At 71.8% G+C, this 13,901-nt stretch carries 14 protein-coding genes; 9 read left to right on the top strand and 5 right to left on the bottom strand.

Going from position 1 to position 13,901, the window contains the following annotated elements; genetic code table 11:
* Nucleotides 1-191: 191 nt before the first annotated feature.
* Nucleotides 192-809, bottom strand: a complete 618-nt coding sequence (locus PUR56_RS20345; RefSeq protein ID WP_329875981.1) for an RICIN domain-containing protein — start codon at nucleotides 807-809, stop codon at nucleotides 192-194.
* 32 nt (nucleotides 810-841) lie between these two features.
* The gene (locus PUR56_RS20340; protein WP_329949961.1) at nucleotides 842-1,480 is read right to left on the bottom strand and encodes a hypothetical protein; all 639 of its coding nucleotides are present in this window, start codon (nucleotides 1,478-1,480) and stop codon (nucleotides 842-844) included.
* Nucleotides 1,481-1,963: 483 nt separating this feature from the next.
* Between PUR56_RS20340 and PUR56_RS20335 the strand changes: the two genes are divergently transcribed.
* The 4 genes from PUR56_RS20335 (at nucleotide 1,964) to PUR56_RS20320 (ending at nucleotide 4,658) form a co-directional block, all read left to right on the top strand.
* Entirely contained in the window at nucleotides 1,964-3,166 is a 1,203-nt protein-coding gene (locus PUR56_RS20335) for a sensor histidine kinase (protein ID WP_329949960.1), read from the top strand.
* A complete protein-coding gene (locus PUR56_RS20330; protein ID WP_329949959.1) occupies nucleotides 3,163-3,765 on the top strand; it encodes a response regulator transcription factor in 603 nt (200 codons plus the stop codon). Before PUR56_RS20335 ends, PUR56_RS20330 begins: the two co-directional genes overlap by 4 nt.
* 154 nt (nucleotides 3,766-3,919) lie before the next feature.
* Entirely contained in the window at nucleotides 3,920-4,210 is a 291-nt protein-coding gene (locus tag PUR56_RS20325) for a hypothetical protein (protein ID WP_329875974.1), read from the top strand.
* A 115-nt stretch (nucleotides 4,211-4,325) separates the two neighbouring features.
* Nucleotides 4,326-4,658, top strand: coding sequence for a hypothetical protein (locus PUR56_RS20320; RefSeq protein ID WP_329875972.1), 333 nt, complete (start codon nucleotides 4,326-4,328; stop codon nucleotides 4,656-4,658).
* Between the two features lie 196 nt (nucleotides 4,659-4,854).
* On the opposite strand, the gene PUR56_RS20315 is transcribed toward PUR56_RS20320, so the two are convergent.
* Nucleotides 4,855-5,262, bottom strand: coding sequence for a RidA family protein (locus PUR56_RS20315; RefSeq protein ID WP_329875971.1), 408 nt, complete (start codon nucleotides 5,260-5,262; stop codon nucleotides 4,855-4,857).
* Between the two features lie 141 nt (nucleotides 5,263-5,403).
* Here PUR56_RS20315 and PUR56_RS20310 point away from each other — a divergent pair, with 141 nt between their 5' ends.
* Together PUR56_RS20310 and PUR56_RS20305 are read left to right on the top strand one after the other, a co-directional pair.
* On the top strand, nucleotides 5,404-5,784 hold the full coding sequence (locus PUR56_RS20310) for a winged helix-turn-helix transcriptional regulator (RefSeq protein ID WP_329875970.1): 381 nt from the start codon (nucleotides 5,404-5,406) through the stop codon (nucleotides 5,782-5,784).
* Nucleotides 5,785-5,956: 172 nt separating this feature from the next.
* Complete coding sequence (locus tag PUR56_RS20305) at nucleotides 5,957-7,150, top strand: serine hydrolase domain-containing protein (protein ID WP_443034537.1); 1,194 nt, start codon at nucleotides 5,957-5,959, stop codon at nucleotides 7,148-7,150.
* Nucleotides 7,151-8,095: 945 nt separating this feature from the next.
* Here the strand turns inward: PUR56_RS20305 and PUR56_RS20300 are convergent.
* A complete protein-coding gene (locus tag PUR56_RS20300) occupies nucleotides 8,096-9,127 on the bottom strand; it encodes an Lrp/AsnC family transcriptional regulator (RefSeq protein WP_329949958.1) in 1,032 nt (343 codons plus the stop codon).
* Between the two features lie 163 nt (nucleotides 9,128-9,290).
* On the opposite strand from PUR56_RS20300, the gene PUR56_RS20295 reads away from it, so the two are divergent.
* Together PUR56_RS20295 and PUR56_RS20290 are read left to right on the top strand one after the other, a co-directional pair.
* Entirely contained in the window at nucleotides 9,291-10,478 is a 1,188-nt protein-coding gene (locus PUR56_RS20295) for a M20 metallopeptidase family protein (protein ID WP_329875968.1), read from the top strand.
* Between the two features lie 32 nt (nucleotides 10,479-10,510).
* A complete protein-coding gene (locus PUR56_RS20290) occupies nucleotides 10,511-10,837 on the top strand; it encodes a nuclear transport factor 2 family protein (protein ID WP_329875967.1) in 327 nt (108 codons plus the stop codon).
* A gap of 508 nt (nucleotides 10,838-11,345) precedes the next feature.
* Here PUR56_RS20290 and ppnP read toward each other — a convergent pair.
* Entirely contained in the window at nucleotides 11,346-11,630 is a 285-nt protein-coding gene (gene ppnP, locus PUR56_RS20285) for a pyrimidine/purine nucleoside phosphorylase (protein WP_329875966.1), read from the bottom strand.
* 603 nt (nucleotides 11,631-12,233) lie between these two features.
* Between ppnP and abc-f the strand changes: the two genes are divergently transcribed.
* A complete protein-coding gene (gene abc-f / locus PUR56_RS20280; RefSeq protein ID WP_329949957.1) occupies nucleotides 12,234-13,868 on the top strand; it encodes a ribosomal protection-like ABC-F family protein in 1,635 nt (544 codons plus the stop codon).
* Nucleotides 13,869-13,901 lie beyond the last annotated feature (33 nt).

Below are 13,901 nucleotides of genomic sequence, written 5' to 3'. Positions count from 1 at the left end.
CCTGTCGGCCGTCGCCCGCTGATGCCACCGTCACCACTCGGTCAGCGACGAGACCGGCGGCGTTGCGACGATCACGCGAATCCGCCGCCGCCGTCGTCATCACCTCGACCCCGTGACCGGGGCTAACGGGCCACGGGTGGGGCCCGGGGGCCGGCTGTACGAGCCGGGCCCCCGGGCGGTGTGGGGGGTCGTCACCCCGCAAGGTGCTCCAGGGTGAAGAGGGTTGCCCGGTAGGAGTACTGGGCCACGGGCGAACCTGCGGAGCCGGCCGGGTCGGCGACGGTGGCGAAGCTCCCGCTGTGCGCGATCCGGAGAAGTACCTCGCTGGAGCCGGGCGAGGTGTGGACCAGTGTGAAGAGCTGGTTGAGGTAGATCCACCCCGAGCAGTCGAACACGTTGAAGTTGGCGCCGTCGGCCAGTCCCTCGGTCGTGTCGTTCGGGTTCTGCTTCCAGAGGCCCAGGCAGGTGTTCTCGTTCTGCCGGCTGCGGAAGATGAAGATCTGGTTGTCGGCGTTGTAGTGGCACATCTTCCACTGCTGGTGGTAGCCACCGCTGTCGGGGCTCTGAATGGCCTGCCCCCAGGGGCTGGCCTGGTTCCTCTCCACGAGCTGTCCGAAGGGCGTCTTGATCCGGTAGTAGCCGTCGTCGCAGACGTAGCCGTGCCACTCGCTCGACGCCAGACCCCGGGGCGCGGCCGACGCGGGGCCGGCGAGCAGGGTGAGGCCGGCCAGTGAGGCGAGGGCGGCGGCGCCGAGGGCCCGCAGCGACGTGCCCCGGCGGGTGGTGGGGTGGCGCAGTGGGTTCGTCACGAGGTCCTCCGTCGTCAGGTCGGTGGGCACGGTCAGCAGTTGCTGATGAGGAGTTGGGCCGCCCGGCGCACGGTGCCGGCCGGTTGGGCGGGGGCGCAGCCGACCGAGCCGATCTCCGGGGACTCGTAGGTGGTGAAGGTCCCGGGGCTCGACGACGTGGTGACCCAGATGCCGGTGGTGGGGCCGGTCTGGGCGCAGATGCGGTTGACGTACTGGCCGGTGACGACGCGGGTCCCACGGTAGAGGCCGTACCGTCCGGGCGAAATGAGGTTCCAGGTGTCGCTGACGGTCTGGGTGGTGGTGCTGGAGGTGGTCTTCTGGACCGAGAAGCCGATCTTGACCTCGACCTTGGCGAACAGCGCGCTCGCGCCGGCGGTGATCTCGGTCCTGTTGTCGACGGTGGTGGTCACCGAGCTGACCCGGCTCAGGGTGTCGCTGTGCTGTCCGGTGGTGCCCGCGGTGACGTTGTAGATGAGGAAGTCGGTGACGAGGGGCGTGACTTGCAGGTTCAAGGGCTCCGTGGTGGCGTGGTCCACGGCGGGGTTGCAAAGGGTCGGGAGGGGGTCGGCATGGGCGGCGGGAGCGGTGCCCAGGCCCAGCAGGCCCACCGCGACGGCGGTGGTGGCCGAGGCGGCGACGGTGCGCAGGCGCGCCTTGCGGGTGGTGGTCATCTGTGTTTCTCCAGCGGTCGCGGAAACAGGGATGAGACGTGCGCGCGACGACGAGTGCGCGCACACGCCTCGTACAGGGGCAGGAAGGTCATGCGCGTGCGTATGCGTCCTTGGCGATGCTTCAGGCCTCGCAGCAGTGCCGCTGCCGTGGTGAGGCACACGACGGCAGCGGCGCTCTGCGTGAGGCGGGCCTCTGTGTCCAGAAGCTTGAGGACCCTGGTCAGGACCGGTTCCTCGGAGATCGCATGCGCGGGACAGGAACCGGGGTCGGGGTCCGTACCGGCCGGCGGTCGGTACGCGCCCGGACCGTGGACCTCCGCGGTCCGGGTGAGGAAAAGTCTCGTCGTGGCGCACCGGGCGCCGGTAGTGGCCGATGCCACGAGCCGGGCGGGCCGTGTCATGGTCGGCCGGTGACAACTGTCATGACGTTTGGCTGGTTCGGCCACAGACAGACGGCGACGGCGGACTCTAGGCTGACCGGAAATGATCATCTCACCTGCGGGGCCCAGGACGGCCGAGCCGGGGCGGCTGGGCCGCCTGACCTGCTGGACGCTGCTCGCCCTGGGCCCCCTCTGGCTGCTGCTGGCCGCGAACGACCTCGCGTTCAACCTGGGCACCAGGACCCAGGTCATGGCTGCTCCGGTGCTGATCGCCGTCGCGGTCCAGCACACGCGTCTCATCCGCCGGGCGGTCCCCGTCGGCCGCGCGGGCCGGGCCCCCCTCCACGGCTCCGCGACCGCCGGAGGGCGGTGGAGCTTCCTGCTGCTGGCCGCGGCGATCGCGATGTGGGGCGAGATGGCGGACCGCCCGTACACCGCACTCGACTGGGCCATGCTGCCCGGGGCCATGGCGGCGGCGCTGGCCCTGTCCCTGCCCGCCCGGGCGCGCCGCCGGCTGCTGACGGCGGTCGCGGTGGGCTGCGCGGTGCTGGGCGAGGCAGTGGCGCAGTGGCGTCACGACCACCCCGAACTACTGCCCGGGGTGCCGGCGGCGACCGGCGCGGGGATGGTGCTGTTCATCGCCGGGGTGGAGTTGATGCTGGTCCGGCTGTGGCGGGCGGTACTGGAGGCCGAACACCTCCGCGAGACCACGGCCACCCTCGCCGTGGCCGAGGAGAGGCTGCGGTTCGCCGCCGATCTGCACGACCTCCAGGGCCACCGGCTCCAGGTCATCACGCTCAAGGGCGAGCTGGCCGAGCGGCTGATCGGCCGCAGCGACCACGAGGCACGCACACAGGTCCGGGAGATCTCCGAACTGGCCCGCAGCGCACTCGAGGAGTCCCGGGCCGTCGTCCACGGCTACCGGCGAGCCAGCCTGAGTACCGAACTGGCCAACGCCGCGGGAATCCTGGAGGCCGCCGGGATCGCCACCACCATCGACGGCGACGCCGCACGCATCCCCCACCAGCTCCAGCCGGCCTTCGCCGCCCTGGTCCGCGAGGGCGTCACCAACATCCTCCGCCACAGCCGCGCCCGCCACTGCCGCATCACCATCACCGCCGACCCGGGCCGGGCCCGCGTCCTGCTGCGCAACGACGGAGCACCCTCACGCCCGGCGGAGCCCGGCAGCGGCCTGGCCGGACTGCAGGAACGCTTCCACGCCATCGGCGGGTACGTACGCATCGCCACCCAGCCCGACGGCCACTTCGAACTGACCGGCCACAGCCACCGGGAGACCCCCGCGTGATCCGCATCCTGCTCGCCGACGACGAGGACCTCACCCGCGGCGCCCTCGCCGCGCTCCTCGGCCTCGAACCCGACCTCACCGTCGTCGCCCAGGCCCCTGACGGCCCCACAGCGGTCGAAGCCGCCACCCGCCACCCGATCGACATCGCTCTCCTGGACCTGGAGATGCCCCACCTCGACGGCATCTCCGCCGCCCTGGCCATCCATCGCCACCGCCCCGTCCCCACCGTCCTCGTCACCCGCCACGCCCGGCCCGGGGTACTGCGCCGCGCTCTGGCCGCGGGCATCCACGGCTTCGTCCCCAAGACCACCCCCGCCACCCGCCTGGCCGCGATCCTGCGCGACGTCCACGACGGCGGCCGCTACATCGACCACCAGCTCGCCACCCACGCCCTCACCGAAACCCCCTGCCCCCTCACCCCCCGCGAACTGGACGTGCTGCGCGCCGTCCACCACGGCCAGGCCATCAGTGCCCTCGCCACGGAGCACCATCTCGCTCCCGGCACCGTCCGCAACTACCTCTCCGGTGCGATCACCAAACTCGCCGTCCGCACCCGCCACGAAGCGGCCCGCCGCGCCTGGGAGGAGGGGTGGATCTGAGCGCGTGCCGGGTGCCTCCGTCCGATGCGACGTGCTGTCGGTGCGGGTGACTACGGTGGCACCGGGAGCGCGGCCCGCACTCCCGGCCTGCACGTGTCCCCGCCCCCCGGGCGAGGCCGCGCGCGCCGTCGACCGCCGACCCCCGAGAGACCCCGTGCGCCTGATCTTCGCCCACCCCGATGACTTCCCCCACTACGAGCACGTCGAGGAACTCCTCAACGACGGGTTCGAGACCACCCTGCTCCGTACGGACGTGTCGGACGACCTGTGGATCGAGCTGATCAGCTACGACGCCGGACAGGGCGTCATCGTCTACGGCGCCGCCCGGTTCGGGCCGTACTCCCGCTACGTCGAGGAGGCCGACACCCGCGAGGAGGCCGAAGCGCGGTACGAGGAGATGGTCCGCGAGGCCGCCGAGGAGGAGGCTGCCGCGCAGCCGGGCTGAGCCGCGTTCCGCTGCCTGGTGCGCGGGCGTGTTGGACATACGGTTCGTAGGCGACTGTCCACTAGTCTGCGTCGACGAAGTGACTGGTGACGTCACAGCGACGAGAGGACCGACCATGGTGAAGCACTACGCGGATCTGCCGACGCCGGAGTCCGTGCGCATCATCGACTTCGACGAGGCGAAGGCCGTCCCGGGGATCGTTCCGGGCACCTTCATCCTGGTCGTCAACGGCGTCATGCCCTACGTGAACATGACGGTTCGTCTCTCGCCGCTGGTCTACATCGAGCGTCCGGAGTACTGGGGCATCGAGGTCATCGGCTCGCTGCCCGGCATCGGGCTCCCCGCCACCACCCCGTACACGGTCTCCCTGCCGCTGGACGGCATCCTGGGGACCAGGGGAATCGAGGTGATCGGGGCGAACAGGACCGAGCAGATCGCCGTCCCGTAGCAGGCCGGGCACCGAAGGCGTTCTCCGCCGGGCTCGCCTCCGCGCCCTCGGCCGTGCGTTCGTGACCGCTCCCGGGCCTGGTGCCGGGGCGGCGCGCCGTACCGGTCCCCCGCCCCGCCGCCGGGACCGGTGCCCCGTTCGACCGCTCCGCACCCGACAACGATCCGCACACGTCCGGCGGTTCGGAAGCGCCCGATCAGTCGATGACGGCCGTGGCCTCGATCTCGACCAGATGCTCGGGGACGTCCAGCGCCGCGACACCCAGCAGCGTGCCCGGCGGCACGGGCGTGACGCCCAGCTTCGCGGCCGCCCGGGCGATCCCTTCCAGGAGCAGGGGCATCTTGTCGGGGGTCCAGTCGACGACGTAGACCGTCAGCTTCGCCACGTCGTCGAAGGAAGCACCGACCCCGGCCAGGGCCGTGCCGATGTTGAGGTAGCACCGCTCGACCTGAACGGCGAGGTCGCCGTCGCCGACCGTGACCCCGTCGGCGTCCCACGCGACCTGTCCGGCGACGAAGACGAGCTTCGAGCCGGTCGCGATCGACACCTGCCGGTAGACGTCGATCTCCGGCAGTCCACCGGGGTTCACCAGGGTGATGGCCATGCTGCTGTCTCCCTCGCCAGGGTCGCCCGCGGTCCGAGGCCGTCGAGCCACGATGCGTCCGCTCTCTTGTGGTTACTTGGGAACCGTAGGAGAGTGTGCGCTGACATGGAAGAACGCACTTTTCGGTGACTGAGGAACCTCATGGTGACCAAGCAGTTCACGGGCTCGACCGACAACGCAGACCTGCGGCGGGCCGACTCCCTGGCGCGGGAGATCTTCTCGGACGTCGCCAACAAATGGGCGCTCCTGATCATCGAGTCCCTCGGGGAGCGCACCCTGCGCTTCGGTGAGCTGCGGGACACGGTCGAGGGGATCAGTCACAAGATGCTCACCCAGAACCTGCGCATGCTGGAGCGCAACGGCCTGGTCGAGCGGACGGTTCACCCCGTCGTGCCGCCACGGGTCGAGTACACCCTCACCGAGCCGGGCCAGGCCCTGCGAGTGACGATCGACGGGCTGTGCGACTGGACCCACCGCTACCTCGGACACATCGAAGCCGCCCGGCACCGCTCCGACGGCTGACGCGCGACCTGCCGGTCGCCGTCGCGCGGCCTGCGGCCGCTCGGCCGGTACGACTCGGCCGGGCGGGTCACGGCAGGGGCCCGACCGTTTCTCCGGCCCGCGAACGGGTGATCCCTCTCCGGCCAGAGCGGCGGGCGTTCCCGTCGCCGCGACGCCCTCCGGAGGCCCCGCCGTGCCACTGCGCTCCCGCCGTTCGCCGCTCACCGCCCGACCGCGGCCCACCCGCCGTCCAGGGCACGCGGTCACCGCACTGCTCGCCGCCTCGATGGCCCTGGCACCGGCCGCTCCCGCCGCGGCGGAGCCCCGCGGCGACGACCGCGAGCTTCGGGCCCGCCTGCAAGAGCTGGTCGACCGTCCGGACGGCCCGCCCGGCGCCATCGCCGTACTGCGCGAGGACGGGCACGTGCGGGTGCTCCGGGCCGGAGTCGCCGAGGTCGGCACCGGCCGCCCGCCCCGCTCCACCGACCACATGCGGCTGGCCAGCGCGGCGAAGGCGTTCAGCGGCGCGGCCGCGCTGCGCCTGGTCGACTGCGGGCTCCTCGGACTGGACGACACGATCGCCGACCGGCTGCCCTCGCTGCCGGGCGACTGGGGCGCGGTGACGCTGCGTCAGCTGCTCCGCCACACCAGCGGGCTGCCGGACTACAGCATGGCGCAGGGCTTCGTCGACCTGATCATCGCCGACCCGCACCACGTGTTCGACTCCCAGCACCTGCTGGACTTCGTCGCCGACGAGGACCTGGAGTTCACCCCCGGCTCCCGCTACCAGTACTCCAACTCCGACAACATCGCCGTCGCCCTGATGGCCGAGGCCGCGACCGGGCAGCGCTACGAGGACCTGCTGGCCTCCCAGGTCTACCGGCCGCTGGGGCTCACGCAGACCAGCCTCCCCTCCGGGTACGAGCTGCCCGAGCCCTACCTGCACGGCTACGCCGTCCAGCCGCCCGACCCGCCGGAGGACGTCAGCACGCAGTTCGGCGCCTCGGGCGCCTGGGCCTCGGGCGGCCTGGTGTCCACTCCGAGGGACTTCAACACGTTCGCGGCCGGGTACGCGGGCGGCCCGCTGATCAGCGACGAGACCCGGCAGCAGCAGCGGGCCTTCATCGAGGGCGCCTCCGAGCCGGCCGGCCCGGGCGCCAACCGTGCCGGGCTGGCGATCTTCGAGTACACCACCCGCTGCGGCGTCGTGCTCGGGCACACGGGCAACACCGCGGGCTACACGCAGTTCGGCGCGGGCACCCCGGACGGGCGCCGCAGCCTCACCGTCTCCGTCACCAGCCAGGTGAACCAGCGGGTCAACCCGGACCTGCTGGCCCACCTGCGCGCCGTAGAGGAGGACTTCGTGTGCGCGCTGCTGGCCGACTAGGAACTGCCCCGTGGCTCATGTGACCGGCTACTCATCCACCCATCGTTCCGATCACGGGTGGGGACCTGCGCGTGAGCTGCTGGTGCTGTTCCTTCTGTGCCCGGTCGGGCTCTCGATCGCGGCGGGCGACCAGGGCGGGGTCGTCCAGGTGGTCCTGGGGTGGTTCTGCGGCTGGCTGATCGCGGGGTTCGGTGCTGTCGTGCTGTTCGCGGCGCGGTCGGCGTGGCGGGAACGTCGGCTACACCTGCGGGGCATCTCGGTGGTGGCCGAGCTGACCGAGCAGGAGCCGCCGCATCACCAACGGATGTGCTGGGCCTGCGAGTTCACTCGCCTCACCGGCCACGGCGGCCGGGGTCGGCCTGATCGGGCTCGCGGTGGCCGCTCCGTTCGCCGTCCTGTTCTGATCGGACGCCTCGATGCCTCCTCCTCGTCGGCCCGCGCGGCTCGACGAGGACGCCTCGACCATGTCGCCCCCGCGCGCGGGCCGGCCGGGGAACCCCGGCGCTGCCCGTCTGGGCAGTGGGCGCTTCGCGGGCGGCCGAACCGGCCTGGTTGGGCACGGGTACTGCGGAGCTGGGGCCGGCGGGGCTCCGACCGTGGGTCGCCGCAGGCGCGGGCAGTCCCGGTTGTACGCCGGGGCAGCCGAACGGGGCTGCGCGGCCGTTACTCGCCGGTGTTCGGAGACGGCGCGTCAATTCGACTGTGAGTCTTCCGGGGAGGGGCTCCTGCCCGTGGAGGTCGGAGAGCAGCCGTCCGCCGACTGTCGGCGGTGGGGCCCACGCGCAGCCTGCCGTCCGGCAGGTACGTCGGCGGCCCCGATAACTCTGGCATCGCCGGGCCCCGCCGTCCGCGGCACCCTGTGGCCCGCTCCGAACGAGGTCACGGCCCTCCCGACGGGGGTGCGCCCCAGCGCGGGAGTGCCCTGCGAGGCGGCGGCCGAGACCGTCAGCGGACCGGCACCGGGTCCCGCCAGATGTCCATAGGAACGGCGCGGACCGCGCGTCCGTCCGCGTCGAGGATCCGGCCCATCCGTTTCACGGTACGCAGCGACACCCGGCGATCTGCCACCCGCAGGTCGGGGAACCGGCGGGTGAGTGCGGCCTCCAGCCGCTGGACGTCGGCGAGGGAGCGCTGCCAGACGGAGAGGACGAGGTTGTGCGCGCCGGCGACGGACACGCACAACCGGACCTCGGGGAGTCTGGCGAGCTGGGGGCCGACCTCGTCGAGCCGGTCCGGGGGAAGGTCCGCCCGGAAGGTCGTCATGACCGGTCGGCCGGCGTCGCGGGCGGCGATCTCACAGCGGAAGCGGATCGCGTCGGAGGCGGCCAGCCGGTCGAGGCGGCGGCGCAGCGTGGACGGGCTGAGCCCGGTGGCGGCGGCCAGCTCGGCTTGGTCGAGGCGGCCGTCGACGCCCAGTCTGATGAGCAACTCTCGGTCCTCCTGACGGACTTCGGCTCGGACGGCGGGTGGTGGCCCGTTGGCCGTCGAGTGATCGTCATGCAGTTCCACCCGCTGGGCGGGGTCCAACGAGTCCAGCCTCCAGCGGATCCCCTCGGCGTAGAAGCCGGTCGCCAGGTGGGTGCGGACGGCGTTGACCCCGGGGAGGCGGCCGAGCCGTTCGGCGGTGTACCGGGAGACCGCCGCCAGGTCGGTGAAGGCCGCGGTGACGACGAGGTCGCAGCCCTGGGAGAGATGGTCGATGCTCATCACGTGCGGATCCTCGGCCAGGTCGTCGGCGATCTGGCCGAGCCGGTCGGGAGCGCAGTCGAGGTCGAGGTAGGCGACGCACCCGGGGTCCTCGGGGTGCGGCAGTCCGTAGGCGGTGACCCAGGCGATCCCGGCCTCCGAGAGTCGGCGCCAGCGGCGGGCGGCGGTGACCGGACTGATCCCGAGGGTCTGGCCGAGCAGCGACCAGGGGGCCCGGGGCCGCAGCTGCATCGCGTTCACCAGGGCGAGGTCGAGCTCATCCGCGGTCACGTCGGAGCGGGTCACCGTCGACTGCCGGTGGATCCGTGCATTGAAGGGCCTCTCGTGGCGTGATCCTGCGAAATGACGGGAAACTCCCGCCGAAAGAACCAGAATCACGGAGCAGATCGCTCTGCACAAGTTCCCGCCACGCGCGGGCTCGATGGAGGTACCTGTGTCCCTGCACGACGATGCTCTCGGTCTGGCCCCGGACCTGGTCCGGCTCCGCCACGACCTCCACCGGTTCCCCGAGTTGGGCCTCGCCCTCCCCCGCACCCAGGAGCGGGTGCTGAGGGCCCTGGACGGACTGCCGCTGGAGGTGAGCCTGGGCACCTCACTGAGTTCGGTCACTGCGGTGCTGCGCGGCGGACGGCCGGGGCCGGCGGTGCTGTTGCGCGCCGACATGGACGGTCTGCCGGTCACCGAGAAGGCCCCGCTGCCGTTCGCCGCCGACAACGGCGCCATGCACGCCTGCGGGCACGACCTGCACACCACCATGCTCGCGGGCGCCGCACACCTTCTGGCGGCACGGCGGGAGCAGCTCCACGGCGACGTGGTCTTCATGTTCCAACCCGGTGAGGAGGGCTGGGACGGCGCCGGAGCCATGCTGGCCGAGGGCGTGCTGGACGCGGCGGGCAGGCTCCCGGTCGCCGCGTACGCCCTGCACGTGGCATCGGCCCTGCCGCACGGGGAGTTCAGCTCCCGGCGCGGTCCGATCCTGGCCGCCTCCGACGCGCTGAACGTCACCGTCCACGGTGCGGGCGGCCACGGCTCGGCGCCGCATCGGGCCAAGGACCCCATCCCGGCGGCCTGCGAGATGGTCACCGCCCTGCAGACCATGGTGACCCGCCGTTTCGACGTGTTCGATCCGGTGGTGATCACCGTCGGGCTCCTCCGGGCCGGCACCCAGCGCAACATCATCCCCGAGACCGCCCGCTTCGAGGCGACCGTGCGGACCTTCTCCGCCGAAACGCGGTCGAAGGTGGCCGACGTCGTGGTGGAGCTGGTGGAGTCCATCGCGGCCGCCCACGGTCTGCGGGCGGAGGTCGAGCACCGCTTCGAGTACCCGGTGACCGTGACCGACGGAGCCGAGACCGACTTCCTGGCGGACACCGTCCGGGAGGTCTTCGGCGAGGAGCGCTTCCAGACGATGGCGAACCCGATGACCGGGGCGGAGGACTTCTCCCGGATACTTGCCGCCGTTCCGGGATCGTTCGCGTGGCTCGGCGCCGCCCCGAAGGGGATCGACGACCCCGCCGACCTGCCGCTCAACCACTCGCCCTACGCGGAGTTCGACGACGCGGTGCTCCCCGACGGAGCCGCGCTCTACGCCGAACTCGCCACCCGCCGTCTCGCGGCCTGAACCCGTTCGCCCAGGAAGGAACAATCACGCACATGTCCGACCCGCGCGACGTGGTCGAGCAGCAGCTCGCCGCCTACAACAACCACGACATCGACGCCTTCGTCGCCACCTACGCCGAGGACGTCACGGTCCACCGGGCCGACGGAAGCCGGCTGCGGGGCCGGCAGGCCCTGCGGGACAAGTACGCCGGACAGTTCGCCGAGGGCCGCTGCCGGGCGGAGATCGTGGGGCGGCTCGTCGAAGGCGACCGGGTGGTGGACCACGAGATCGCCCACGGGCTGGCCGACGGGCCGGTCCGCGTCCTGGTGGCCTACCGGGTGCGCGGAGGCCTGATCGACCGCGTCGACTTCCTCAACTGAGCAGCATCGACCCCCACCGGTGGCCCGGCGCAGCACCCCCGCCGGCCACCCCACCCACGAACCCGACCTGATCCGACCGGCCAGAAGGTCACCGGCTCCGCGCAATCGAGCCGGCGGCCGGACGTACGCCCGGTCGGCAGAACCGCCGGTCGGTAGATCACGGAGGTGCCACCCGTCGCGGAGATTGCGCGGCGGCGAGACGTCCTGTCACCGCTGCCCGGGAGGTGGAGGTCAACGAGTGGGGAATCCACGGCCTGACCGGTCGGGCGCGGCCCACCGTCCCCAGCCCCCGTGGCGGCGGTTACGCCGTACCGGCCCGCCGGCCCATCCGGATTCCGGGCGGCCTCACGCACTGCGGCGGCGGGCACACGGATGCCCGGTGTGCGGCGGTCAGGAGACGGGGGCGGGCGAGGGCGAGCGTGCTGGAGCGAGGGTTGGAGGCCGGGTCGGCCGCGCTGGAGCGCTCCCGGCCTCCGGCGCCCCTCGCCCATCGGCAACGGTCTCGGCGTCAGTCGCGGTACTCGCAGAGGTAGGCGGTCGCGACTGCGGCCTTGACCTGGAACCTGCTGTCGGCCGGAACGTTGAACCGGTCACCGGCCTTGAAGGTCTCCCACTGCTCGGAGCCGGGCAGCTTCACGGTGAGGGCGCCGGAGACCACGTGCATGATCTCCCGCTTCGCGGTGCCGAACTCGTACTCACCCGGTGCCATGACGCCGACGGTCGCCGGTCCTTCCTCCGCGGTGAAGGCGATCGACTTGACCGTGCCGTCGAAGTATTCGTTGACCTTGAACATGGGCGTCCTCTCGGAAAAAAGGGCAGGCAAGGGCAGCCCGCGCGTCGCGGGCCGGATCTTGGTGAGGGAAGGCTAAGGGTAGCGGCCGCCCTTCCCCACGCAGAACGCGGCTGCCGCCTTCCGCCGACCACGAAGCCCGAGGACACCATGGGCGGCTGCGGACTCCGGGACCGCTCGCGCGGGATCGCCGTCTCGGCTGTCCCGTCGTGGTCAATGCGTTCCAGAAGGAGGCGCCCCGGAGGGCCGGCCACCTCTCCGGCCGGACGCAGTGGTGGGCCTCCGCACAGATGTGAACACCGTCAAAGCATGCCGGCATCGCACTCCGCACCTGCCAATGAGCCGACACAGAATGGCCGCTGGAAATACCGGCAGACGACGAACGACACCTGCTAGCCTGCGTACGACCTGAAATCCGAGTGATCGAGGAGTGGCAGACGTGGCGGGTGACGACGACATCTCCGGGTGAGATCCGGATCTGACGGCCACCGGCCGGTGCTTCAGGAGCGCCGCAGCCGAGGTGGTCTTCTTCGTCGCGCCCCTTTCCCGTATCTGCCCGGGGCAGAGCTCTCAGTCCTGCCCTCAGTCTCTTTCGAGGTCACTTCCATGTCCGACGCCGCCGTCATCTGCTCGAACGTCTCCTTCGCCTGGCCGGACGACACCCCGGTCTTCCACGACCTGTCCTTCACCCTGCCCGCCGGGCGGACCGGCCTGGTCGCCCCCAACGGCTCCGGAAAGAGCACCCTGCTCAAGCTGATCGCAGGAGAACTCCAGCCCGCGACCGGCGTGTTGACCGTCAGTGGCAAGCTCGGCCACCTCCGTCAGAGTCTCCCCCTGACCGCCGGCCTCACGGTCGCCGAGGTACTCGGCATCGCCGACATCGTCCAGGCCATCGACGCGGTCGAGTCCGGCGACGTCGACGAGGAGCACTTCGCCGTCATCGGCGACGACTGGGACATCGAGGAGCGCACCCGCGCCCAGCTCGACCGACTCGACCTGGCTCACCTCGCCCTGGACCGCAGCCTGAGCACGCTCAGCGGCGGCCAGATCGTCTCCCTCGGCCTCGCCGCCCAACTCCTCAGGCGCCCGGACGTGTTGCTGCTCGACGAACCGACCAACAACCTCGACACGGAGGCCCGGCACAAGCTCTACGACGTGCTGGAGGACTTCAACGGCTGCCTGCTGCTGGTCAGCCACGACCGCGCGCTGCTCGATCGCATGAACCACATCGCCGAGCTCAGCAGCGGCGAACTTCGGTTCTACGGCGGAAACTTCACCGCGTACGAGGACGCGGTGCGGGCCGAACACGAGGTCGCCGAGAAGAACGTCCGCAACGCCGAGCAGGAACTGAAGCGGGAGAAGCGGGAGTTGCAGCAGGCCCGCGAACGCGCCGACCGCCGTGCGAGCAACGCCGCCCGCAACCTCAACAACGCCGGCCTGCCCCGTATCTTCGCCGGCACCATGAAGCGCGGCGCACAGGAGTCCGCGGGCCGGGCGGGGCAGACGCACGCCTCCCGGGTCAACGAGGCCAAGGCCCGGCTCGACGAGGCCGGGCGTGCCCTGCGCGAGGAGCAACGTCTCTCCCTGGACCTGCCTGACACCCAGGTACCCGCCGGGCGCAACCTCTTCCTCGGCGAGGGGTTGCAGGTGCGCCACGCCGGCCGGCCCGTGTTCGCCGACGGCGGTGTCCACCTGAACGTCCGCGGCCCCGAGCGCATCGCGCTGACCGGCCTTAACGGCGCGGGGAAGTCCACCCTGCTGCGGCTGGTCATCGGTGACCTCGCCCCGGACGACGGCCGGATCACGCGCAACGACGGCCGGATCGCCTACCTCTCGCAGCGCCTTGACCTGCTGGACCTGGACCGCACGGTGGCGGAGAACCTCGCCGCGTTCGCCCCCGAGCGGCCCGAAGCGGACCGGATGAACCTGCTCGCCCGCTTCCTGTTCCGCGGCGCCCGGGCCCACCTGCCGGTCGGCGTACTCTCGGGCGGCGAGCGACTGCGCGCCACCCTGGCCTGCGTGTTGTGCGCCGAGCCGGCCCCGCACCTGCTGCTCCTCGACGAGCCGACCAACAACCTCGACCTGGTCAGCGCGGGCCAGCTCAAGAGCGCGCTCAACTCGTACCGGGGCGCCTTCCTGGTGGTCAGCCACGACGAACGGTTCCTCGCCGAGATCGGGGTCAACCGCTGGCTGCGGCTGGCCGACGGAGCACTCCGGGAAACGGGAGCCCCTGCGGTGTGAGCCGCCGACGTATCGGGCCGGCCAGGGCCGGCC

The sequence above is a fragment of the Streptomyces sp. BE303 genome (assembly GCF_036290945.1).
Classification (GTDB): domain Bacteria; phylum Actinomycetota; class Actinomycetes; order Streptomycetales; family Streptomycetaceae; genus Kitasatospora.
Note: the sequence above shows the minus strand (reverse complement) of the source record. Positions and strands in the feature narration are given on the sequence as shown.

Excerpts from the sequence above, each read along its gene's own strand:
- PUR56_RS20340 (WP_329949961.1), bottom strand. The coding sequence starts at position 1,480 with ATGACCACCACCCGCAAGGCGCGCCTGCGCACCGTCGCCGCCTCGGCC.
- PUR56_RS20335 (WP_329949960.1), top strand. The coding sequence starts at position 1,964 with ATGATCATCTCACCTGCGGGGCCCAGGACGGCCGAGCCGGGGCGGCTG.
- PUR56_RS20320 (WP_329875972.1), top strand. The coding sequence starts at position 4,326 with ATGGTGAAGCACTACGCGGATCTGCCGACGCCGGAGTCCGTGCGCATC.
- PUR56_RS20315 (WP_329875971.1), bottom strand. The coding sequence starts at position 5,262 with ATGGCCATCACCCTGGTGAACCCCGGTGGACTGCCGGAGATCGACGTC.
- PUR56_RS20310 (WP_329875970.1), top strand. The coding sequence starts at position 5,404 with ATGGTGACCAAGCAGTTCACGGGCTCGACCGACAACGCAGACCTGCGG.
- PUR56_RS20290 (WP_329875967.1), top strand. The coding sequence starts at position 10,511 with ATGTCCGACCCGCGCGACGTGGTCGAGCAGCAGCTCGCCGCCTACAAC.
- ppnP (WP_329875966.1), bottom strand. The coding sequence starts at position 11,630 with ATGTTCAAGGTCAACGAATACTTCGACGGCACGGTCAAGTCGATCGCC.
- abc-f (WP_329949957.1), top strand. The coding sequence starts at position 12,234 with ATGTCCGACGCCGCCGTCATCTGCTCGAACGTCTCCTTCGCCTGGCCG.